This window comes from Bacillus sp. V2I10 (assembly GCF_030817055.1).
In the GTDB taxonomy this organism is placed as follows: Bacteria; Bacillota; Bacilli; order Bacillales; family Bacillaceae; genus Bacillus_P.
In genome coordinates, this window is record NZ_JAUSYV010000001.1 from 2,010,229 (window position 1) to 2,032,770 (window position 22,542).

Sequence of the window (22,542 nt, forward strand, 5' to 3'; positions counted from 1 at the left end):
CTGGGTACCGCAACTCGGTTTTCAACAAGGAAGGATGGAACGGAAATTGAAAAAGTTTTATTGCGTTCTCCAGACGATTGTATCTTGTCTTTGTGCCAGAGAAAAGAATAGATGAATTACTTTCTAAAAAAAGCAGCCGTCATGGCTGCTTTTTCAGGTATAAACTTAAAAATTCCTTACCATCCTCGTGCATATTGCTTCGGAGCTTCAATTTCCGCTCCAAGCTCAAGTGCTGCTGTCCGAGGCCAATATGGATCGCGCAGAAGTGCGCGTGCAAGGAAAATCAAATCCGCACGTTCGTTTCCGAGAATCTCATCTGCCTGGATTCCTGATGTGATGAGTCCGACCGCACCAGTGTCAATGCCTGCTCCTTCCCGGATGCGCTCGGCAAATTTCACTTGATATCCAGGGAAAACTTTTATATCAGCAGGCACTAACGCCCCTGAGCTGACATCAATTAAATCAACGCCCTGTTCCTTCATCCAGGTGCTGAATTCCACATAATCTTCTACGTCTAATCCTTCAGGATGATAGTCTGTTGCGGATACCCTGACAAACAATGGACCATCCCATTCATCTTTTACTGCTTCTATCACTTCATGCAGGAAACGGTAGCGGTTTTCTTTGCTTCCGCCATATTCATCTGTCCGTTTATTTGACAGAGGGGACAGGAATTGATTGATTAGATAACCATGCGCCCCGTGAATTTCAATGATATCGAATCCCGCTTTTTTAGCGCGGTTCGCCCCGTCCTTAAATGCTTGAATGGTTTCAGAGATCTGTTCCTTCGTCATTGCAGCGGGAGTTTTCATTTTTTCATTAAAAGCAAGTGCTGAAGGCGAAATGATTTCTCCTTCTAAAACAGCCTTTCGTCCCGCATGTGCAAGCTGGATGGCTGTTTTCGCCCCATATTGCTTCATGCTGTCTACAAGCTTTGCAAGTCCATCTACATGTTCTTCGTTCCAAATCCCTAAATCCTGAGGGGAGATTCTTCCTTGAGGAGTGACAGATGTTGCTTCTACCATGATCAGTCCAGCACCGCCGACTGCCCGGCTGATATAGTGTGTCATGTGAAAATCTTCGACCATGCCGCCTTCGCGATGGGAAGAATACATACACATTGGAGACATCACTATGCGATTTTTCAGTGTGACATTTTTTACGGTATATGGTGTGAATAAATGATTTTTCATCTAGCTTTGCCTCCCTGAAATGAATTTCATAAAAAGTATAACAGCTTTAAATGCATACTTCATTGAAGTTGCCTGACACCTCTTTTAAAAATTGCGAAAATTCTATAGAATAGAAACAGCATTTATTATAGGAGGTCTCATCATGAATTCAAAATGGCAATCAAAACAGCAGTTGACGGAACTTTTAACAGGCCTAGTGAACCTTGCAAGCATTACAGGATCAAAAGATGAGATTGCACTTGCCCAGCATCTTTATTATGTACTGAATGATTTTCCTTATTTTAAAGAAAATCCTGATTTTCTTCAGCTGCATCCGCTTGCTGATGGACGGTATTTTCTGACTGCGCTTGTAAAAAGCAAGAAGCAGACAGACGAAACCGTTCTTTTATTGAGTCATTTTGATGTTGTTGATGTGAAAGATTATGGTCACCTGCAGCATTTAGCGTTCCATCCTCACGAATTAACGAAGGAGCTGCTGAATTCAGCGGATCTGCTGCCTCCTCATGTAAAAGAAGATATTGAAACAGGCGACTGGCTGTTTGGCCGGGGCACAATGGATATGAAAGCGGGTCTGACCGTACAGCTTGGAATGCTTGAACGAGCAATGGAAGGGGAGTTTGAAGGGAATCTTCTTTTGCTGACCGTCCCTGATGAAGAAGTGAATTCTGCCGGTATGCTTGGCGCGGTACCTGTTTTGAAAGATCTGAAAAACCAGTTTAACCTTTCATACCGGGCATGCGTAAATTCAGAACCAATGTTCTCGAGATATCCAAACGATAAGAATTATTATGTATACAGCGGTTCAATCGGCAAAGTGCTTGCGGGATTTTACTGCAGCGGAGTTGAAACCCATGTTGGGGAGCCTTTTTCAGGATTAAACGCAAACCTGATGGTATCAGAGCTTAACAGGCTGCTTGAACTGAACGAACGTTACAGCGAAATAGTGGATGACGAAGTCACGCCTCCGCCGATGAATCTGATGCAAAAGGATTTAAAGGAAGAGTATTCGGTGCAAATTCCGCATGAAGCCGTTGCGCTTTTTAATATTTTAACAATGAAACGCAGCATGCTTGAGCTGCATGATATGCTTTTGAAAACAGCAGAGGAAGCGGCAAACAATATTGAGCGCTTCTATGACGAGAAAGCAAGCCGCTACAGCCAGTCTGTCACATATACACCAGCGTCCTATCAAGTCACCGTCATGTCCTATGATGACTTGCTAGAATACGCCGTGAAGAAAGTCGGAGAGGCTGAAGTGAACCGGCATATTCATTATTTAAAAGCCAATCGCGGAGCTCTGGATGACCGCCATTTCACAAATAAAATTGTCTCTGGTTTATCTGGCTTGTGCAAGGAGCTTGCGCCTTTGATTGTTGTTTTTTACAGTCCGCCGTTTTATCCATCGGTTTCTTCAAAAGAGGATGATTTTATACAAGGAATTCTTTCAGAGGTTCAAAGCTATGCGAAGGATCAGTTTCATATTTCACTCAAGAATCAGCAATATTTTGCCGGACTTTCAGATTTAAGCTTCCTGCAGATTAGAGAAAGCGAAGAATCCATCCGTGAGCTGACTGCCAACATGCCGATTTACGGGGACCATTATCAGCTTCCTCTTGAGGAAATCAAAGCCCTGAACATCCCTGTTTTAAATGTCGGGCCATTCGGCAAGGATCCTCACAAATGGACGGAGCGTCTGCATCTCCCTTATTCTTTTGAAACGTGTCCAAAGCTGCTTTCTTTTACACTGAAGAGGATTTTTGAGAAGAAATAGGGATGTTGTCCCTGAATTGGAGCTATTAATAGGGGAGATTCAAATATTGACTCAAAATAGAAAAATATTTATGTTTGTTGTGAATGTTGAAGGAGCTGTTTTTAAAGATGACAGCTGGCTGATTATTAAAAGAAGCATGACGGAAGAACATGCAGCAGGCCAGCTTTCCCTCGCAGGCGGAAAAGTGGAACAGGAAGGGCCTTCCTCAAATATTTTAGAACGGACGCTGAAACGCGAAATTGAGGAAGAAACCGGAATTGAAATAAGTGATGACATGTGTTATGTGCACAGCACCTCTTTCATATCTGATGATGGAACCCAAGTGGTTGATGTTGTTTTTTTGTGTGAATATAAGAGAGGCACACCTTATGCAAAATGCGAAGAAGAGGTACCATCTGCTGCCTGGATGACATTTGAAGAGATCATGGCGGATGAAGATTCTCCGCCTTGGCTTAAAAACAGCATTCAGCTCTCTAACTCTTTGAAACTGAAAAAAGAGACTGGCCAGATCCTTCCATAGATCAGGGTGAGCCTCTTTTTTTAGTTAATGGGCAGTGTTTGGTTTTCTTCAGCAAGTGAGTGATTCTTGTATTCAATCATGCTGTGATTGCTCAGCCAGTTCTCTACTGCTTTTAGATCGTACATGATTTCTGCCTGACTTGAAAAATAAGGGTGCAGATCATATTGATTAACGATTCTTCCGCCAATAAGAATGGCTGGATGGTTCGGCAATCCAGCCAGTGCATCAACATATTTCTTTCTATTCGGCAAATGATACACAATGGAAAGTGGAGAGGCATATTATTTCAGGTCTCCAGAGTTCTGCTTTCTGAATGGCATATTCAAGCGGCAGGTTAGGGCCTAAATAATGTGTTTCGTACCCTTTTTCATCAAATAGGCTATTGACCATTTTCAGGCCTAAATCATGCTGCTTACCTTCAACACACAGAAGCATCGCTTTTTTTCTGCCGGCTGATGCTGAAATTTGCATTCGCGGATAAAGTGTCGATAAAATAAAATCACAAACTGCGCTTGCCAAATACTCATCCGCTACGGTAATCTCATTGTTTTCCCATAACTCGCCTGCATATTGCATTGCAGGCGTAAAGATTTCTTCAAACAGTTCCATAGGTGCCAGGTACTGTGGGCTTTGATTAATTGTACTGCATGCTCATCGCCATTCAATAACAATTGAGCAAACTCCAGAGCTTGAGAATTCTTCAAAACAGAACACCCCGTTTCTCATTATTTCTCATTTTCTATTAAAAGCGAGTGGGTGCCAGCATCTAAAAAATAGGCTGACACTGTCTCTTTGTCCTCGATTTCAGCTCAGGGGAGCACTTCTTTACACTTATCGTTTTGTAGAAGGAGAAAATCTGCAAATCCTTCAGCCGTGTCTGCCATGCGGGAACAATTTTTATATATTGCAATGGCTTCATCAGCCTTTTCCATTCGGCACATATTTTGCTTTGTCTGACCTTGTCTTTTTTACTTCAACGCCCCGCTGTTATTCCTGCACCAAATCACTTAAAATATGCTCTTTTAATGCATTTTTTGCAAATATCTCTCTGAGCTCTTGCGATCGCTCAGTCGCTCTGTTAATACAGGCAGCAATTGCTTCGCTGACTTGATATTCCTCCAGTTTTTCTATGCCGGCTTCAGTCGTGCCCCCAGGACTTGTTACTTCTTTTCGGAGAAGCGCAGGCTCTTTTTGTGAAGTAAGGAGCATTTCTGCTGCCCCGAGCAGAGTCTGCGCAATCAATGCTTTCGCTGTCTCTTTTTCAAGGCCGGTTTCTGCAGCTGCTTTTTCAAGCGCTTCTGCGATGTAATAAACGTAAGCAGGGCCGCTTCCGGAAAGGCCTGTTACTGCATCCAGCTGGTGTTCTAAAACACGGGTAACAGTCCCGATTGCTTCAAAAAGTCCGGTTGCCTGCTTCAGCTGATCCGCTGTTACCGCTGAATTGCATGCAAGTGCTGTTGCCGATCTCTGAATCGCAGCCGATGTATTTGGCATCGCCCGGATAATGGACAGCTCTTTTCCGAAAAGCTCCCTGATGGTTTCACTCGAGATGCCGGCGAGAACGGAAATAATGACCTGACTGCTGTCCACATAATCCCGGATGCTTTCGATACCTGCTTTAACATCTTTTGGTTTCATTGCAAGGATAATAATGGAAGCACCTTCAACTGTTTCCTGTTTGTTTTTTGTAACCGAAACTCCGTAAGCTTGATTGAGAAAGTTCAGCCTTTCTCTGCTTGAGCGATTTGTGACTTTTATATGTTCAGGGAGGCAGACACCGCCGCTGATTAATCCGTTAATGATGGCCTCTGCCATTGATCCTGCACCTACAAATGCGATGTGTTTCATGTGAATTCCTCCTTATTTTGAAAAATAAAAAAACCTTTTCATCCAATTAAAAATAAAGGACGAAAAGGTTTCCGCGGTACCACCTTCATTGGGAAATGCGCGATGCATGACCCCAACTTAATATCCCGTAACGAGGGATCACGTCAAGTTTGCCTGAGAGCTCACAGGGCAGGTTCAATCAGCAAGAGGATGGTGAAACCTTTCAGCCGGCGGATTTCACTCTCTGTTTATCATTGCTTGATTTACTATTCCTGTTCATTGCTCAATCTATATTTTTCCTGCATTCGTGCATTTAAGTTATTTGTTCATCATTATGCGAGGTTAGACAAGGGTTTGTCAAGCGGATTTTTTTCCTATTTCTGCAATGAATTATTTGAAAATAATGACACATTTGCAGTGAACGTGTAAAATAAGCTATATAATTAATGAATAAACATTCATAATTCATGCGTTGAATATATTAGACTTATATAAAAATAACAAATGAGGAAGATGGTATGAAAACGAAATCAGATAGGATCATCAAAATAACCTTGCCGACTCCTTTTCCAGTAGGAGATGTGAATATATACCTTGTTAAAGGAGATAGGCTGACACTGATTGATGCCGGACCTAAAACACCCGAAGCCCTCTCTGCCCTGAATACTCAAATGGAGCAGGCCGGATACAGGATTGAAGACATTGAACAGGTCATTCTGACGCATCATCATCCAGATCATGTCGGGCTGCTTGATTACCTGCCTCAATCGGTGGATGTGACCGGACACCCATATAATGCGCCTTGGATCATACAGGATGAGTCATTTATGACTGCTCAAAAAGAATTCTTTATGAAACTGTTCACGGAATTTGGCATTGATGAGCAGCTGCTTCCTTATTTGGCTCAGTTTGATTCGTCGTTGAAATATGCATGCAAGCGGAACTTAACATCATCTCTAAGGGAAGGAGACTCTGTTCCAGGCATGGACGGCTGGCATGTGATTGAAACCCCGGGGCATGCCCAAACGCATATCGCCCTTTATCGCGCGGAGGATGGCCTGATGTTTGGCGGCGATCATCTTCTTCAGCATATTTCGGCAAATCCGCTGCTTGAGCCTCCAATGGATGGGGGAGAGCGGCCAAGACCTCAGATTCAATTTAATGAATCATTTAAATCCCTGCTGAAAATTCCAATTTCAAACGTATTTTCAGGGCATGGGGAAACGGTGCTGCAGCCGCATGAACTCATTCGCTATCGCTTGAAAAAACAGGCGGAACGTGCATTTGAAGTGCGCAGCTCTATAAAAGAAAAACCGATGACAGCATTTGAAGCTTGTCAGAGGCTCTTTCCGCATCTTTATAAAAGACAATTGATGCTTACAATGTCGGAAACGGTCGGGCAGCTGGATTATTTAGAGGCATTGGGAGAAATTAAAGGGCATATGGAGGGAGCAAAGAAAATTTATTCTTGCTGGGGTGTACAAAATGAATGAAAAACTGAAAAACCGCTACGTAGTCGTAACAGGAGCGTCGGGTGGAATTGGCGAAAAAATGGCGGTGCTCGTGGCCAAGAGCGGCGGACATCCCATTTTACTTGCCAGAAGATCGGACCGTCTGGCTGCTGCTGCGGAACATATTACAAAAAACTACCATGTTTCGTGTCTTTACTATCAGCTGGATGTCAGTGATCTGAATGCTGTTCAGCAGACATTTGACCGGATGATGAGTGACATTCCGCAAATTGATATTCTCGTTAATAATGCCGGATTCGGTATTTTCAACACCGTTCTGGATGCTACTCTTGAGGAAATGAAATCAATGTTTGAAGTGAACGTCTTCGGCTTAATCGCATGCACAAAAATGGTGCTTCCTTCCATGAAGAAGCGAAACGATGGCCATATCATCAATATCGCTTCACAGGCAGGAAAGCTTGCCACGCCTAAATCAAGCTTGTATGCTGCTTCCAAGCATGCCGTACTCGGGTTTACAAACAGCCTGCGGATGGAGCTTTTAGAAACGAATATTCATGTCACTTCGGTTAATCCGGGGCCTATTAAAACAGACTTTTTCGAAATCGCGGACCAAAGCGGCAACTATGTAAAAAATGTGGAGCGTTTTATGCTGAATCCTGATAGGGTGTCAGAGAAGATTGTGGGCTCCATGCTCACTGACAGGCGTGAAATTAACTTGCCCGGCTGGATGAATGCGGGCAGCAGTTTTTATCAGCTTATGCCCCGTTTGTTTGAAAAAGTGGCGGGGAAGGCGTTATCAAGGAAATAAAACAAAACCGGCCCATCGGCCGGTTTTGTGCTTTTACAGGGGCTGGCGTAATATACCACTGAGCGGATGACCCCATAAAGCAACTTTCAGCTGCTATTTAAAATGAACTGAGAGATACTCTGAAATTTGGCTAATCAACAAATGCCCGGAAAAAAATTCCTAAAAAGCGCTAAAAAATCAACAAAGCGGCTAAATAAAGAGGAATTCCGGATAATAACATTGTGCTGTTCGCTTTCCGGCGGAATTTCTCTGCTTGCGGCATTCAGCTGAAAACGGCTGAAGCAAAAAAAAAACGCTTTGGCTGAATTAAATCCGAAAACGGCTGAAAGATTTTTAAAAAATGGCTGTAAAAATCCTCATTTTGGCTGTATGATACAAGCGGCTGGGTCAAACCTGGCCTTTTCTCTTGAGTTCTTATCTCCCTGCCATATCTGAATGGCCGGTTCCGCTTTTCTCGGTGTCCAGTTCCACCTCCTAACTCCTCGGCCAGAACGGATCCGCCAGCAAAGGCAAAAAGCGCCTTTTCTGTCGGATCCTTTTCTGTCTGTCGGAGTTAAACAGTCGGTTCCGCTTTTCTGTCTATAACTCCTGATTCGTCACATACCCATACACAACATCCTCAACTATTTCAAACCATTCCGTTTCTTCTTGCTTTTTTTCTATTACTTTTGCAACAAGTTCATGTGCTTCTTTTTCACTAAGCGATCCCTCTAGCTCATACTGCTGAAAGGATTGCTGAATCATTTTATAAATCCACTTTTCGTCCATGTTCCACCTCTTCTTACACATGATTATAAGCGGGTTTTCAGCGGATGCCAAGCAGTCACTTTTGCTTTTCTTGATGTCCAGCTCCACCTCCTGACTCCTCGGCCAGAACGGATCCGCCAGTAAAGGCAAAAAGCGCCTTTTCTTTTCTGTCTGCCTGCGCTAAGCAGCCGGGTCCGCTTTTCTTGGCGAAAACTACCATTGAAATCGAACGTATATTCGCTTACTATAAATCATATAATAAACACGAACATATATTCTGTTATAGGGAGTAAGAACTATGATTGAGGATTACAGTCAATTTCCAAAACGAAAAATTCTGTGCATTGACATGAAAAGCTTTTATGCAAGCTGCGCAGCGGTCCTGTATGGACTCGATCCGCTGACATGCCATTTAGCTGTTGTCGGCGATACAAAGCGGCAGGGGAGCATTGTGCTTGCAGCTTCACCCTGTCTGAAAAAGGAATTTGGCATTAAAACCGGATCTCGTTTGTTCGAAATTCCAAAAGATCCCCGCATTCACATTGTAAATGCAAAGATGGCATCCTTTGTCCGGATCTCAACCGAACTTACGCGTCTGTTCCACCGGTACGTTCCAAAGGATGCCATCCATACGTACAGTGTGGACGAGAGCTTTATTCAAGTCGATGGAGTCGAGGGGATATGGGGAGATGCCTGGACCATTGCAGACAAAATCAGAGATGATATGGAACGCGAATTTTCCCTCCCGTGTGCGATTGGCATCGGTCCTAATATGCTGCTCTCTAAAATCTGCCTTGATTTGGAGGCGAAGAAAAAAGGAATTGCGGAATGGACGTACGATGATGTGAAGGAAAAGCTCTGGAAGGTCGCGCCGCTTCGGGAGATGTGGGGCATCGGCAGCCAGGTTGAAAAAACGCTGAACCGGATGGGAATCTTTAATGTGGGGCAGCTTGCGCGTCATCCGCTTGAGGTGCTGGAGAAGAAATTTGGCATTATGGGAAATCAGCTCTATTATCATGCTTGGGGCGTTGACCTGTCTGAAATTGGGGCACCGATTCTGCAGGGGCAGATCAGCTTCGGCAAAAGTCAGATCTTAATGCGGGACTATCCCGACCCAAAAGAAGTGAAGCATGTCATCCTTGAGATGTGCGAGGAGGTCGCAAGAAGAGCACGCAGCCACCGGAAAGCTGGGAGAACGGTCAGCCTTGGGATCGGCTATAGTCACGATGAACTTGGAGGCGGATTTCACCGCTCCCGGACGATGCGCCAGCCGACCAATATCACAATGGAGCTTTACGAAACATGCATCGCATTATTTGATCAATTTTATGCAAATAAAACCGTCCGTAAAATTTCAATTGCTCTGTCCAATATTGAAGATGATGCCGAAATGCAGCTGGATTTGTTTCAGCCTAACCGTGAAAAAGAACAGATCCTCGGTTATGTGATGGACTCCATTCGGGGGAAATACGGCTCAAATGCCCTGCTGCGCGCCGTTTCCTATACAAACGCCGGCACCGCGAGGCACCGCGCCAAGCTTGTCGGCGGACACAAAGCTTAACAAAAGGAGGGATCGTCATGATTCGGGATCGGGGCAATATCAAATGGACATCCATGATGCTGCCTGAGCATGTGAAAATTTTGCGGGAGCTCGAGATCGAACAGGGATATGCAGCAAAGCCTGCGGTGGATGAGCAGCAGCTGGAGCATTTCAATGAATTGATCAGTCTTGCCATGGAAGAAAACCGTGAGCTTGCTTTTACGTACTATGAAAATCATGGTTTTCATGTGCAGGAAGGATATGTGCATTATGTAGATCCAATCAGCGGATGCATTCGGATCGTGAATGGAGAAGAAGCCCGCTTGGATCTGCCATTGAACAAAATAACAGATATCCGCGAGAAATAGACTGTCTTTTGAGACAGTCCTATTTTGTTTTTGCAGAATTATCGGGGCTCCGCATGAAAGTGAAAAAGTTAACTAGAAAAGAATAACTTCAGCTAATAAAAGAGAAAAACGGCTGGAAAAAGAATAAACGGATTTTGTCCAAAAAGCCTTTTGACTAATAAAAATGGCAATTCAGCTATAAAAATCAGAAGTTTGGCTAATAAAAATCTCGAAACTGCTAATAAAATCAGGTTTTTAGCTATAAAGCTTTTTCAGTATAGTGAATTTGTCAGCCGGCTTGTTATTCAGCGCGTACAACCGACTGAAACATACCCTTATGAGATCCATCACAAAACGGCATCCTCTTTGATAACCCGCAGCGGCATAGGGAAAAGCTTTGTTTCGTTTGAAACACGTTGCCCTCTGCGTCAACTAATTCCACATCACCGGTGACACGAAGAGATCCATTATTATTCACTTTAATTTGAGCTTTATCCATCTTTTATAACCTCCTTTTATCTATACACACAAGTATTCATTCGGGTATTCTAATGTGACAAAGCAAGCTCTCATGCGTGTTTTGGAAACTTATGATAAAATGACCGTAAGCAAGCTGAAATGAGGAGACATAGATGATGGAAATAAAATGGACAGATCGTGCAATCAAAAAAATTTCAGGGAACGTGCAGGAGAATTCAAGTAAGCACATCAAACTAAAATATGATACAGACGGCTGCGGCTGCGTTGTCAGCGGTGTTACGGCACTTTGGCTCATAGATGAAAAAGACAGTGATGATCTGGAAATCGAAACAAACGCATTTCCAGTTCTTGTTGAGAAATCTAAAATGGTTTTCTTAGATGAAAAAATGACCATCGATTTTAATGAAACAGCAAACACATACATGCTGACATGTCCTTCGCAATTCTTGAATCCCCGCATGAGCTTGACAGTAAAGTGAGGTGGAGAAAAAGATGAAGGATCGCTTAACGTCACTAAAAAATATTGCATTGAATAAAACATGGGTTTCCTTTTTAAACAGCAATCATCCTTATACTCTGCTTCATTGGTCCATCGGCGGAGTATACGAGGATAAGAAAGATGTCTGGCTTCTGCAGGATGAAATGACCTTTGAGGCAAAAGAGTTTGCCACGATTGACGAAGCCATCGCCTATATGGGTGAAAACATGAAAGAAATAACAGATGTTCTTGGTTAAAACGAAATGCCCGGATTCAGGGCCCTGAATCCGGGCATTTCTCTTATAGCTTGGCAGTATGCCGTTTTTTCTTCAATTCCTCAAAAAACTCATCAATGATGCGTTCATATTCTTCCCGGTTTTCGGTATAGGACATAGCATGCGCGCCTTTTTCAGCAAAGTAAATCTTTTTGAAGCCAGGCTTTTTATCAAACAATTGCTGTGTCATCGCAGCTGGTATGTAATCGTCGTCCTTGCTGTGAATAAATAAAACAGGATGATGGATCCGGTCAATTACAGCAATGGGGGAGACATCCTGCAGAGAATAGCCGTCGCGCAGCTTAAGAAACCGTCTTGCTATCGGCATGACTAAATAGCCGGGAAGACGAAAATCAGATTTTAAGCGGTACAGCAGCTGCTCTTGTAAATCAGAAAATGGGCAATCGGCAATATAATAATCAGCCCCGTCTTCAACCAGACCTGCATAAAGCAGCGTGGTAACAGCTCCCATTGATTCTCCGTGAATACCGAGATGCAGTTCATCGCCAACCCGATCTTTCAGCCAGTGCACAACAGACTGCAAGTCAAATTTTTCATAATGTCCAAAGCTCGTCGTTTTGCCGCCCGTTTCCCCGTGTCGGCGGTGATCATAAATCAGCACGTTCATCCCCCTGTTTAAAAAGAGCTTCATGTACTTGATGGAATTATACCGGTTCATCGTGACTCCGTGGCAAATAATCACATATGAATAGGTTTTATGAGGGGCGATGAGCATGCCTTTAATGTCATAGCCGAATTTCGAAGGGATGGAAACTTCAATTTTGTTATAAGAATCATATTCCTTCTCATCGTAATGTCCGTCCTTTTTTTCACGGTCAATAATTTCTTTATCCGTCTTCTTTTTCATATACATCATCTGATTGGTAAAAAAGAATCCCACGATAAAAATATAGGAGAGAACAATGCCTGCTCCGATCAGCCATTTTTTCATCTGCATTCTTCCTCTCAAAGGTTATGAAATTATTTTAGCATGAGGAAAGGCGGACGGGAAATAAGGATAGCCGCATTCCGGCAAAAAAAAGCAAGCCAGGACGGCTTGCTGCATGATCACTGTTCAGAATTTTGCCGCTTTGTCGGATGTACAGCCTTTTCCATTTCTTCAAACGCTATCGTTTTCTTTACTGTATCAGCATTTGGTTTACCTTTTTGACTTTTAGAACTTTTTTCTTGTGACATGAGACCTCGCTCCTTTCTATAATCCTAACGTTTGGAAAAAGAAAAGAAATTATACGGCTAAATGAAACATCCTGCTTATCCAATACGTATAACGAGAAAGGAGCGTGAAAACATGAAAGCATTGGGAAACGGAATTGTAACTGCATGTATAGCGGGTATCATCAGTTTTGCTGCAAAGGATCTTCAATTGTTTTTCATCATGATGTCCGGAGTTGTCCTCATTTGCTTCGGGATCTCCGGCCTGCTGACAAATGTATTTCTCGGCGGAGACCGTATAAGAGCTAATTATCATTCAGAAACAAAGGAGCACAGGGAAGCGAGAACAAACTGGGCCATCCAGCTGTTTTTATTAGGTTTGCCAAGCTCTGCTGCCGCCATTGTTTCCGCATTTATTCTCTTTATTTAAGCCTTTTCCGTATTTCTTACTTAACCGCATTCTCCCGTTTGCTCAGCTGAAACTGTTTGCTTTGTATCGCTCCTGCAAGATGGGGCTCAATCACTTCAACTGCTTTTAAAAGCTGATTCATCTCAATCCCAGTCTCAATGTTCATGGACTTAAGCATATGAAGAACATCTTCAGTCGCTGCATTTCCAGTGGCGCCCGGTGCAAACGGACAGCCTCCAAGTCCGCCGGCCGAAGTGTCAAATCTGTCGACTCCAGCCTGCAAAGCAGCATAAATATTCGCCAGTGCCATGCCGCGCGTATCGTGAAAATGGGCTGTCAGCAGCATGTCAGGAAATTGAGCTTTCAAGCTGGAAAAAAGCTCATAAACCTCAAGGGGATTTGCCATTCCAATTGTATCAGCCACACTTAAATCATCCACTCCGGCATCCGCAAACTGCTGGCATATGTTCAGAACAGCATCAGGATGAATTTTTCCTTCATACGGACAGTAGAAAGCAGTGGAAATACAGGCCCGAACAAAGTATCCTTCTCCTTTTAACTCACGGATCAGGGGCAAAAGCTTTTCCATGCTTTCTTTCGTTGTTGAATTAATATTCTTTAAATTAAAGGACTCGCTTACACCCACGAAGAAGGCTAAATCCCGGCACTTTGCCTCTTTTGCCCGCACCACGCCTTTTTCGTTCGGAATCAGCACAAGATTTCGACTCTCATCTGTGCAGTATTTAATAATATCTCCCGCATCCTTCAATTGGGGAACCCACTTGGGAGAAACAAATGATGTCAGCTCCATTTCCTTAAATCCTGCTTTTTTTAACTCCTTGATAAACTGAACCTTAATATCGGTCGGAATTTCATTTTTTTCATTTTGAAGCCCATCTCGCGGGCCAACTTCAATTAATGTCACCTGTTCAGGAAGATTCAACTTGAAACACCAGCCTTTCTAAAATGAGTGTAAGCAGATAGATGCCTGCAGCGGGTCTTGGCGCAGCCTGAGTGGAATTTATGTTGCGAAGCAAATGGCGGTTCCGCTTTTCTGTGGTGTCCAGCTCCGCCTCCTGGCTCCTCGGCCAGAACGGCTCCGCCAGCAAAGGCAAAAAGCGCCTTTTCTGTCGGATCCTTTTCTGTCTGCCTGCGCTGACAGTCGGTTCCGCTATCCTAGTAAAAGGGTTTACATATTTCTATATTAGTAGTTTACTGGCATTAGATGCAAATGAAATTTGAATCTTGAAAATTTTGAAGGAATTTATCTTTATTTAGCGAAACCAATCTATGAACCAATGAAAAAAGGGGATGAATGAGAAAATGAGCAACAATGAAGTGGTCATCGTAAGTGCAGTCCGTACGGCAATTGGAAGTTTTGGGGGATCGCTGAAGGGTGTATCTGCTCCTGAGCTTGGAGCCATCGTCATTAAAGACGCTCTCGAAAAAGCGGGATTAAAAGGGGAGCAGGTGGACGAGGTCATTATGGGGAATGTCCTTCAGGCAGGCCTTGGCCAAAATCCTGCACGACAAGCAGCTATTAAAGCAGGATTGCCGGAAAACATTCCTTCTATGACAATCAATAAAGTTTGCGGTTCAGGGCTGAAGACGGTTCACCTTGCTGCACAGGCAATACTGTCAGGAGATGCTGACATAATCGTAGCCGGCGGAATGGAAAATATGAGCCAGGCACCGTACATATTAAAAAATGCACGCGACGGATTCAAAATGGGTGATCAAAAGCTGATTGACACAATGGTTTCCGACGGGTTAACGTGTGCTTTCAACAATTATCATATGGGAGTAACTGCTGAAAATTTATGCGATAAATATGAAATTTCAAGAGAAGAGCAGGATGAATTTGCTGCCTGGAGCCAGAAAAAGGCAACAGATGCTATTCAGGCTGGAACGTTCAAAGATGAAATTACGCCAGTAGTTATCCCGCAGCGCAAAGGAGATGCCGTCACATTTGATACGGACGAGTTTCCGCGAGCGGGTTCAACAGCTGAAAAGCTTGGCGGATTGCGGGCGGCTTTCAAAAAAGACGGATCAGTAACAGCCGGCAATGCATCTGGAATAAATGATGGCGCAGCTGCTGTAGTTGTGATGAGCCGGAAAAAAGCAGACGAGCTTGGCATTTTGCCGCTGGTTAAAATTACAGCTAATGGAAACGCGGGTGTAGATCCAAGCATCATGGGAATTGGACCGGTTGCAGCAGTGCAAAAAGCCTTTAAGAAGAGCGGACTCAGCATGAAGGATATTGATCTTGTTGAAGCAAACGAAGCATTCGCAGCACAATCCATCGCGGTTGACCGCGAACTTCATTTTGATAAAGAAAAGCTGAATGTAAACGGGGGGGCAATTGCTCTTGGACATCCAATCGGAGCAAGCGGCACAAGAATTCTTGTTACACTCATACACGAAATGAAACGCAGAGATGCAAAACGAGGCTTGGCGACACTTTGCATCGGCGGGGGACAAGGCGTAGCAACAATCATTGAAAATCTATAATTCCTGGGGTGAAATAAATGAAAACGGTGCATACATCTTTTACAGACGCAGTGAAAGACATTAAAGACGGATCAACATTAATGGTTGGCGGGTTCGGCTTATGCGGAATTCCTGAGAATTTGATTCTTGCTTTAGTAGAAACAGGCGTAAAGGATTTAACGATCATCTCTAACAACTGCGGAGTAGATGACTGGGGGCTTGGCCTGCTTCTTAAAAATAAGCAAATAAAAAAAATGATCAGCTCATATGTTGGCGAAAATAAAGAATTTGAACGTCAGGTGCTTTCAGGCGAAATGGAAGTTGAACTTGTCCCGCAGGGAACGCTCGCTGAAAAAATCCGGGCAGGCGGTGCAGGTATCCCGGCTTTCTACACGCCTGCAGGTGTAGGCACACCAATCGCAGAAGGTAAAGAGACGCGCAGCTTCGGGGGAAAAGAGTATTTGCTGGAAGAAGCGCTAACGGCAGATTTCAGTCTTGTCCGTGCATGGAAGGCAGATAAGATGGGCAATTTGCTTTACAATAAAACAGCTCAAAACTTCAATCCGATGATTGCGGCAGCCGGAAAAGTGACGATTGCTGAAATGGAAGAACTTGTTGAAGTTGGAGAGATTGGTCCAAGTGAGATTCACACTCCAGGCATTTATGTACAATCCTTGATACTCGGTGAACAGCAAAAACGCATTGAACGGTTAACGGTTCAAAAGACAGGATGACAGGAGGCAAAGCGATGATACAGAATAAAGCAGGAGTACGTGAAAAAATCGCAAGAAGAGCAGAACAGGAAATTGAAAACGGTTTCTATGTCAACTTGGGAATCGGCATGCCGACACTTGTTGCCAATTATATCAGCGAAAACAAACAGGTTGTTCTTCAATCTGAAAATGGACTTCTTGGAATTGGACCCTATCCTAAAGAAGCAGATGTGGACCCTGACTTAATTAATGCAGGAAAAGAAACCGTAACGGCTATTCCGGGTTCTGCTTATTTTGACAGTGCTGAGTCATTCGCCATGATCCGCGGAGGACACGTCAATGTGGCTATTCTCGGGGGAATGGAAGTATCCGAAACCGGAGACCTCGCAAACTGGATGATTCCAGGCAAGATGATTAAAGGAATGGGAGGTGCCATGGATTTAGTTCATGGCGCAAAAAGAATCATTGTCATCATGGAGCATGTAAACAAAACGGGCGAACCAAAAATTCTGAATGAGTGCACTTTGCCTCTTACTGGGAAACAGGTTGTCCACCGCATTATTACAGATCAGGCTGTCATAGATGTGACTGAGCTTGGACTGAAGCTTGTTGAAGTGGCAAAAGGCTACACGATCGAAGATATCATAAAATCTACAGATCCTGCGCTGATTATCGGAGACGATGTAAAGCTTGATGCTTATTAAAAGGGTCAAATCGCTTTCTATTAAATACCTTGAGGATACGGGAGTGATCATCATGGCAAAAAAACAAAAAAAGCAGCATAGACCTCAGCCTAAAAAAACAGAAGATAACTTAAACTTAAAGGATCATATTGAGTCTGACTTGTTCCAAAAGCTATCAAACATGAAAAAAGGCTTGATGGAAGAACAGGAGCAGAAGGCAGAGCAAGAACGACTTCAAAAAATCAAAGAGAAAAAAGAAAAAGAGAAGAACAAAAGCTTTGAAGAGCTGCTCAATGACAGCAATATGAAGTGGTCTGATTATAAATAACTGATGAAAAATGCCTCCACAATCCGCGGAGGCATTTTTTTGTACATTAAGAAACAAGAACCGGAAATAGCAGCAAAATTTTTTGAAAAGAAGATGAAACAACCTGAAAACGCCATTACCCCAAAGGTGATTTGCCTTTCATCTCTTACTTTTACCAATCAAGAGATGTAATCCTTAAATAAAATGATAGGTATACTTACCATAGCATTAATGTCATAGTTGTATAGATTCTACCAGGGGCAAAAAAGGATCTGGGAGTTCTCATTGTATTGAAAAGCGTCCTTTGAGATTCAGTAATCAAATCGTCTAAAATTTTTTCATAATGTCTCCTAATGGTTAGTTCAGGCACTATCGCCCGATACTTCATTATTTATCTAGAGTTTACTATGTGTCATTAGAAGATACAACACTTTGATGATAGAATTTACTTATTTTAAGTAAAAAAACAAAGTAAAATCAGTTAAAAATTTTACTTATACAAACCGATTTAGATATGTATAATAGATGTATAGAATGTTGGAGGTATGAGAATGGCTACAATTAAAGATATTGCAGAAGAGGCGGGGTATTCTGTTTCTACCGTTTCTCGTGTGTTAAATAATGATGTGAGCCTTTCGGTTCCGGATGAGACTCGGGAAAAAATATACGAAGTTGCAGAGAAACTGAATTATCGGAAGAAGACGGTAAGGCAGCTAGTAAAAAATATTGCTTTTTTGTATTGGTTGACAGATAAGGAAGAATTAGAAGATGTGTATTATAAAACGTTGAGACTGGAAATAGAAAAATGGTCCAAAAAGTTTAATGTGGAACTCACTACTTATAAAATTTCGGATGGAATTTCGAAAATTCCAGATACAATAGAAGGATTTATTGCTGTGGGTTCATTTTCAGATAAAGAACTAGAGCATCTAAGAAGTGTTACTTCTTATGGAGTTTTTATAGATTCAACTCCTGATCCCAATTTTTATGATTCTGTGAGGCCGGACTTAGCTCAAATCACAAAAAAAACAGTAGACTTTTTCATTGAGAAGGGCCATAGCGAGATTGGTTTGATTAGCGGTACCTACCATAACCCGAACACGGATAGAGATGAGATGGATATTCGCGAAAAAACATTCCGTTCCTATATGACTGAAAAAGGTTTATTAAACGAGCAATTTATTTTTTGTCACAGAGGTTTTTCCGTAGACAATGGTTATCAATTGATGAAAGATGCCATAAATAAATTGGGAGATAATTTACCTACAGCTTTTTTTACGGCTGCTGATCCAATTGCAGTTGGCTGTCTTCAGGCATTAAATGAATCTGGAATTGCTATTCCTAATCGAGTTAGTGTAGTCAGCTTAAATAATATTAGTATTGCAAAATACGTATCACCACCACTCACTACCTTTAATATTGATCTAAAGGAACTCTGTAAAAATGCAGTCGAATTGCTGCTTGAACAAGTACTTGAAAAACGTAAAGTTGTCAAAACCTTATATCTGGGAGCTGACTTAGTGCTTAGAAAGAGTACAAATTAAACGGCTCCAAAACGACCTAGTAAAAGGTCGTTTTTATTTTGGTAAATAATTTTACTATTTTTAGTAAATAAATTGTTTACAATTTTCTTAAATCAATGCTATATTATTTTTATTAAACGCTTTCATTTTATAAGAGGGGATGAAGATCAATGAAGAATTTCAAAAAATATTTTGGTCTGATGAGTACGGTTGCTTTAAGTTTATCTTTAGCAGCATGCGGACCACAGGCAAGCAATAAAGAAGCTTCAAATACAAAGGAAGCATCTAAAAATGAACAATTAGTGGTTTGGGAAGATATTGAGAAAGGCGATGGGATCAAGGATGCAATCGCCAAGTTTGAAAAAGAACATAACGTAAAAGTAAAAGTGGTTGAAAAAGCATATGCACAACAAATAGAAGATTTACGTTTGGATGGACCAGGCGGTACAGGACCGGATGTTCTTACAATGCCAGGAGACCAGATTGGAACAGCTGTTACTGAAGGGTTGATCAAAGAATTAAAAGTTGAAGAGAATGTTCAATCAGCCTATACAGATGCTGCTATGCAATCTCAAATGGTAGACGGAAAAGTTTACGGTTTGCCAAAAGCAGTAGAAACAACAATGCTTTACTATAATAAAGCGCTTATTAAGGAAGAAGAACTGCCTAAAACTCTTGACGAATGGTATGAGTATTCAAAAGAAGTAACAGATGGCAAAAAATTTGGATTCTTAGCGTTGTTTGATCAAATCTATTATGCACAAAGTGTAATGGGCGGCTATGGCGGATACATTTTTGCTGATTCAAACGGTAACTATGATGCATCTGATATCGGTTTGAATAATGAAGGTGCAATTGAAGGTGCAAAGTATATTCAGAAGTTCTACAAAGAAGGCTTATTCCCGGCTGGGATCGTTGGAGAGAAGGGGATTAATGTATTAGAATCCCTTTTTACAGAAGGTAAAGCTGCTGCGATTATTTCTGGTCCGTGGAATCTAGAACCTTTTGCAAAAGCAGGAATTGATTATGGAGTAGCAAAATTACCAGAGCTTGCAAATGGCAAGAATATGAGTGCCTTTGTAGGAGTAAAAAGCTACAATGTAAGCGCCTATTCAAAAAATGCTGAATTGGCAGAGGAGTTGGTTAAATTCCTGGCTAACGAAGAAAATTCCAAGAAAAGATATGAAATTGGAAAAGAAGTACCAGCTCTAAAGGCTTTGGCAAATGATCCAGTCGTTACAGAGAGTGAAGCAGCACAGGCCGTGGCTGAACAATCTCAGTTCTCAGTACTTACACCAAATATTCCTGAAATGAATGAAGTTTGGACACCAACTGATGCAGCACTGCAAACAATTGCAACAGGTAAAGCAGAGCCAAAAGCTGCATTGAACCAAGCTGTTAAAACGATTAAAGGGCAAATTGAAGCAAAACATGGCGGTAAATAATCCGTAAACAATAATGGTGTCAAACGCCTAAGTATGTTTGACACCATTTATTATATAAACGAACAAATACACGTTATCCCGTTCCAACTGGTTTGGAAGTGCAAGATATCTGGACACTCAGGTGTTGTCACAGGAAGTGACCAACTTTACCTGAGTGGGGTTTGAGGAATATCACGGAGATTGAAGTTTCATTTATCTTCTATATTAAAGAGGTGAAAAGGGTGCAGCATCGCAGAACAGCTTTATTATTATCGGTTATTCCTGGCCTTGGCCAATTTTATAATAGGCAATGGATAAAAGGTCTCTTGTTTCTTCTTGTTAGTATAGCGTTTCTTGCAGGGTTTTCTGATCTGTTGAATATGGGTCTATGGGGTATTTTGACGCTTGGTACTGAGGTGCCGCGTGACAACTCCATCTTTTTGCTGGCAGAAGGCATTATAGCTATTATTGTTTTGTGTTTTGGGCTTGCGATTTATTCCTTTAATTTGCGGGACGCCTTTCAAAATGGGAAAATGCGTGATGAAAATAGGGAAATCAGTTCTCTGAAGGATCAATATCAAAATTTAATTGCACAGGGTTACCCCTATGTCGTTAGTGGTCCATCGTTATTTATTCTAATCTTTGCGGTGATCTTCCCAATTCTATTTAGTTTCGCATTAGCCTTCACAAACTATGATTTGTACCATTCCCCGCCTGCTAATTTAGTAGATTGGGTTGGATTTGAAACATTCTCTGCTATTTTCACAGTTGATATTTGGCGTTCAACCTTTTTTGATGTATTAGCATGGACAGTCATATGGACGCTTGTTGCTTCTGCGCTTCAAGTTAGCTTAGGGATATTATTAGCTGTGGTCGTAAATCAAAAGGAAATTCGCTTTAAAAAGTTTTATCGAACAGTTCTTGTTTTGCCATGGGCTGTTCCGGGTTTTGTTACGATTTTAATTTTTGCGGGTCTTTTTAATGATAGCTTTGGTGCGATTAACAACGATATTTTAGCTTTATTTGGAATCAATGCTGTTCCTTGGATGACCGATGCAAATTGGTCAAGATTAGCACTGATTCTGATGCAGGGATGGTTAGGATTTCCCTATATCTTTATTGTGACTACAGGTGTGCTCCAATCAATTCCTGATGACCTCTACGAAGCTGCGACAATTGATGGTGCCTCTGTCTTTGAGAAATTCAGACATATCACGATGCCGATGATCTTAATCGCAATGGCACCGATTATCATTACTCAGTTTACTTTTAATTTTAATAACTTTAATATTATCTACCTTTTCAATGGCGGAGGTCCAGCAGTTCCTGGTTCCACAGCTGGAGGAACAGATATCTTAGTATCCTGGATTTATAAGCTGACCATGCAATCCAGTCAATATTCGCTGGCTGCTGCATTAACGATTTTGTTATCTGTCTTTGTCATTGCAATAGCTTTATGGCAATTCAGGCGAACAAATTCTTTCAAGGAGGGAGAATAAGAGATGGCAGCAACAGTTATGAAAAAAAATAGATTCTTTCGACTCCTTCTCTCTTACACGTTATTAACATTTACAATAGTCATTATCATTTATCCCTTGCTTTGGACAGTGGGTGCCAGCTTTAATCCTGGTAATAGCTTAGTCAGCACCTCGGTCATACCTGAAAATCCAACATTGGATCATTATAAAGAATTATTTGCTGGTAAAGAAAGCCTCCAGTATGTTAAGTGGTATTCAAATTCGTTAAAAATAAGCGTTCTAACGATGATTGGATCGGTCATCAGTGTTTCTTTTACGGCGTATGCTTTCTCGAGATTCCGTTTTAAAGGAAGAAAAAATACGTTAACACTATTCTTATTGCTGCAGATGATCCCGCAGTTTTCTGCTCTAATTGCCTTGTTTGTTTTAGCGCAAATCCTTGGGATGATGAATAGCCATTGGCTGTTAATATTGCTATATATCGGCGGTCAAATCCCGATGAATACCTATCTCATGAAAGGGTACATGGATTCGATTCCGATGGATTTGGACGAAAGTGCTAAGATCGATGGTGCAAGTAATACAAGAATCTTTTTGCAAATTATTATGCCTTTATCGAAGCCGATGATAGCAGTTGTTGCTATGAATGGATTTACAGGTCCTCTGGGAGATTTCGTCCTGTCTTCGACTATATTGAGAAGCCCTGAATTCTATACATTGCCGATCGGCTTATATAATCTAGTGAATGATGTAATGGGGGCGAGCTATACGACATTTGCTGCCGGTGCCATACTCATAAGTATTCCGATTACAATTATCTTTATCATGCTGCAAAAGCACTTTGTTTCGGGGTTAACAGCAGGTGGAACGAAAGGTTAAGACAA

General features: G+C 42.1%; 27 protein-coding genes. 18 read left to right on the forward strand and 9 right to left on the reverse strand.

Annotated features, from left to right (window positions below):
* Window positions 1–176 precede the first annotated feature (176 nt).
* Entirely contained in the window at window positions 177–1,193 is a 1,017-nt protein-coding gene (namA, locus tag QFZ72_RS10155; RefSeq protein ID WP_307432629.1) for an NADPH dehydrogenase NamA, read from the reverse strand.
* A 142-nt stretch (window positions 1,194–1,335) separates the two neighbouring features.
* Here namA and QFZ72_RS10160 point away from each other — a divergent pair, with 142 nt between their 5' ends.
* Together QFZ72_RS10160 and QFZ72_RS10165 are read left to right on the forward strand one after the other, a co-directional pair.
* Window positions 1,336–2,964: a M20/M25/M40 family metallo-hydrolase gene (locus QFZ72_RS10160; RefSeq protein ID WP_307432631.1), complete on the forward strand. Its 1,629-nt coding sequence runs from the start codon at window positions 1,336–1,338 to the stop codon at window positions 2,962–2,964.
* Window positions 2,965–3,034: 70 nt separating this feature from the next.
* The gene (locus QFZ72_RS10165; protein WP_307439695.1) at window positions 3,035–3,484 is read left to right on the forward strand and encodes an NUDIX domain-containing protein; all 450 of its coding nucleotides are present in this window, start codon (window positions 3,035–3,037) and stop codon (window positions 3,482–3,484) included.
* Window positions 3,485–3,504: 20 nt separating this feature from the next.
* Here the strand turns inward: QFZ72_RS10165 and QFZ72_RS10170 are convergent, their stop codons facing one another.
* The 3 genes from QFZ72_RS10170 to proC all read right to left on the reverse strand — a co-directional run bounded on the left by QFZ72_RS10170 (window position 3,505) and on the right by proC (window position 5,332).
* Window positions 3,505–3,735 carry a hypothetical protein gene (locus QFZ72_RS10170; protein ID WP_307432634.1) on the reverse strand — a complete coding sequence of 77 codons (231 nt, stop codon included), beginning with the start codon at window positions 3,733–3,735 and terminating at the stop codon, window positions 3,505–3,507.
* Window positions 3,725–4,093, reverse strand: coding sequence for a cobalamin B12-binding domain-containing protein (locus QFZ72_RS10175; protein ID WP_307432637.1), 369 nt, complete (start codon window positions 4,091–4,093; stop codon window positions 3,725–3,727). Before QFZ72_RS10175 ends, QFZ72_RS10170 begins: the two co-directional genes overlap by 11 nt.
* A gap of 378 nt (window positions 4,094–4,471) precedes the next feature.
* Window positions 4,472–5,332, reverse strand: coding sequence for a pyrroline-5-carboxylate reductase (gene proC, locus QFZ72_RS10180; RefSeq protein WP_307432640.1), 861 nt, complete (start codon window positions 5,330–5,332; stop codon window positions 4,472–4,474).
* A gap of 497 nt (window positions 5,333–5,829) precedes the next feature.
* Here proC and QFZ72_RS10185 point away from each other — a divergent pair, with 497 nt between their 5' ends.
* A complete protein-coding gene (locus QFZ72_RS10185; RefSeq protein WP_307432643.1) occupies window positions 5,830–6,804 on the forward strand; it encodes an MBL fold metallo-hydrolase in 975 nt (324 codons plus the stop codon).
* Window positions 6,797–7,591 (forward strand): SDR family NAD(P)-dependent oxidoreductase, encoded by a 795-nt coding sequence (locus QFZ72_RS10190; protein WP_307432646.1) that lies wholly within the window; start codon window positions 6,797–6,799, stop codon window positions 7,589–7,591. The genes QFZ72_RS10185 and QFZ72_RS10190 overlap by 8 nt, the downstream gene beginning before the upstream one ends.
* A 579-nt stretch (window positions 7,592–8,170) precedes the next feature.
* Here the strand turns inward: QFZ72_RS10190 and QFZ72_RS10195 are convergent.
* On the reverse strand, window positions 8,171–8,359 hold the full coding sequence (locus tag QFZ72_RS10195; RefSeq protein WP_307432650.1) for a YqzH family protein: 189 nt from the start codon (window positions 8,357–8,359) through the stop codon (window positions 8,171–8,173).
* Window positions 8,360–8,636: 277 nt separating this feature from the next.
* On the opposite strand from QFZ72_RS10195, the gene QFZ72_RS10200 reads away from it, so the two are divergent.
* Both QFZ72_RS10200 and QFZ72_RS10205 read left to right on the forward strand, forming a co-directional pair.
* On the forward strand, window positions 8,637–9,899 hold the full coding sequence (locus tag QFZ72_RS10200; protein WP_307432653.1) for a Y-family DNA polymerase: 1,263 nt from the start codon (window positions 8,637–8,639) through the stop codon (window positions 9,897–9,899).
* 17 nt (window positions 9,900–9,916) lie between these two features.
* A complete protein-coding gene (locus QFZ72_RS10205; RefSeq protein WP_307432655.1) occupies window positions 9,917–10,246 on the forward strand; it encodes a YolD-like family protein in 330 nt (109 codons plus the stop codon).
* Window positions 10,247–10,526: 280 nt separating this feature from the next.
* On the opposite strand, the gene QFZ72_RS10210 is transcribed toward QFZ72_RS10205, so the two are convergent.
* Window positions 10,527–10,724 carry a CDGSH iron-sulfur domain-containing protein gene (locus QFZ72_RS10210; RefSeq protein WP_307432658.1) on the reverse strand — a complete coding sequence of 66 codons (198 nt, stop codon included), beginning with the start codon at window positions 10,722–10,724 and terminating at the stop codon, window positions 10,527–10,529.
* Window positions 10,725–10,860: 136 nt separating this feature from the next.
* Between QFZ72_RS10210 and QFZ72_RS10215 the strand changes: the two genes are divergently transcribed.
* Window positions 10,861–11,184, forward strand: coding sequence for an iron-sulfur cluster biosynthesis family protein (locus QFZ72_RS10215; RefSeq protein WP_307432660.1), 324 nt, complete (start codon window positions 10,861–10,863; stop codon window positions 11,182–11,184).
* 13 nt (window positions 11,185–11,197) lie between these two features.
* Window positions 11,198–11,440: a DUF2552 family protein gene (locus tag QFZ72_RS10220; RefSeq protein WP_070876733.1), complete on the forward strand. Its 243-nt coding sequence runs from the start codon at window positions 11,198–11,200 to the stop codon at window positions 11,438–11,440.
* Window positions 11,441–11,483: 43 nt separating this feature from the next.
* On the opposite strand, the gene QFZ72_RS10225 is transcribed toward QFZ72_RS10220, so the two are convergent.
* On the reverse strand, window positions 11,484–12,410 hold the full coding sequence (locus tag QFZ72_RS10225; RefSeq protein ID WP_307432663.1) for an alpha/beta hydrolase: 927 nt from the start codon (window positions 12,408–12,410) through the stop codon (window positions 11,484–11,486).
* Window positions 12,411–12,526: 116 nt separating this feature from the next.
* The gene (locus QFZ72_RS10230) at window positions 12,527–12,655 is read right to left on the reverse strand and encodes a hypothetical protein (RefSeq protein WP_307432665.1); all 129 of its coding nucleotides are present in this window, start codon (window positions 12,653–12,655) and stop codon (window positions 12,527–12,529) included.
* Between the two features lie 112 nt (window positions 12,656–12,767).
* On the opposite strand from QFZ72_RS10230, the gene QFZ72_RS10235 reads away from it, so the two are divergent.
* Window positions 12,768–13,061 carry a DUF5316 domain-containing protein gene (locus QFZ72_RS10235; protein WP_307432667.1) on the forward strand — a complete coding sequence of 98 codons (294 nt, stop codon included), beginning with the start codon at window positions 12,768–12,770 and terminating at the stop codon, window positions 13,059–13,061.
* 16 nt (window positions 13,062–13,077) lie between these two features.
* Here the strand turns inward: QFZ72_RS10235 and QFZ72_RS10240 are convergent, their stop codons facing one another.
* Window positions 13,078–13,983: a hydroxymethylglutaryl-CoA lyase gene (locus QFZ72_RS10240; RefSeq protein ID WP_307432670.1), complete on the reverse strand. Its 906-nt coding sequence runs from the start codon at window positions 13,981–13,983 to the stop codon at window positions 13,078–13,080.
* Between the two features lie 380 nt (window positions 13,984–14,363).
* Between QFZ72_RS10240 and QFZ72_RS10245 the strand changes: the two genes are divergently transcribed.
* The 9 genes from QFZ72_RS10245 to ganQ all read left to right on the forward strand — a co-directional run bounded on the left by QFZ72_RS10245 (window position 14,364) and on the right by ganQ (window position 22,537).
* Window positions 14,364–15,551, forward strand: a complete 1,188-nt coding sequence (locus QFZ72_RS10245; RefSeq protein ID WP_307432673.1) for an acetyl-CoA C-acetyltransferase — start codon at window positions 14,364–14,366, stop codon at window positions 15,549–15,551.
* A gap of 17 nt (window positions 15,552–15,568) precedes the next feature.
* Window positions 15,569–16,264 carry a CoA transferase subunit A gene (locus QFZ72_RS10250; RefSeq protein WP_307432675.1) on the forward strand — a complete coding sequence of 232 codons (696 nt, stop codon included), beginning with the start codon at window positions 15,569–15,571 and terminating at the stop codon, window positions 16,262–16,264.
* Between the two features lie 14 nt (window positions 16,265–16,278).
* Window positions 16,279–16,947 (forward strand): CoA transferase subunit B, encoded by a 669-nt coding sequence (locus QFZ72_RS10255; protein WP_307432678.1) that lies wholly within the window; start codon window positions 16,279–16,281, stop codon window positions 16,945–16,947.
* Window positions 16,948–16,999: 52 nt separating this feature from the next.
* Entirely contained in the window at window positions 17,000–17,254 is a 255-nt protein-coding gene (locus QFZ72_RS10260) for a DUF3886 domain-containing protein (protein ID WP_307432681.1), read from the forward strand.
* 39 nt (window positions 17,255–17,293) lie between these two features.
* On the forward strand, window positions 17,294–17,425 hold the full coding sequence (locus QFZ72_RS10265) for a hypothetical protein (protein WP_307432684.1): 132 nt from the start codon (window positions 17,294–17,296) through the stop codon (window positions 17,423–17,425).
* Window positions 17,426–17,784: 359 nt separating this feature from the next.
* Window positions 17,785–18,777: a galactan degradation operon transcriptional regulator GanR gene (locus QFZ72_RS10270; RefSeq protein ID WP_307432687.1), complete on the forward strand. Its 993-nt coding sequence runs from the start codon at window positions 17,785–17,787 to the stop codon at window positions 18,775–18,777.
* A 149-nt stretch (window positions 18,778–18,926) separates the two neighbouring features.
* A complete protein-coding gene (gene ganS / locus QFZ72_RS10275) occupies window positions 18,927–20,201 on the forward strand; it encodes an arabinogalactan oligomer ABC transporter substrate-binding protein GanS (RefSeq protein WP_307432690.1) in 1,275 nt (424 codons plus the stop codon).
* A gap of 221 nt (window positions 20,202–20,422) precedes the next feature.
* Window positions 20,423–21,679, forward strand: coding sequence for a galactooligosaccharide ABC transporter permease GanP (gene ganP / locus QFZ72_RS10280; protein ID WP_307432693.1), 1,257 nt, complete (start codon window positions 20,423–20,425; stop codon window positions 21,677–21,679).
* Window positions 21,680–21,697: 18 nt separating this feature from the next.
* Entirely contained in the window at window positions 21,698–22,537 is an 840-nt protein-coding gene (ganQ, locus tag QFZ72_RS10285) for a galactooligosaccharide ABC transporter permease GanQ (protein ID WP_307439697.1), read from the forward strand.
* Window positions 22,538–22,542: the final 5 nt, after the last annotated feature.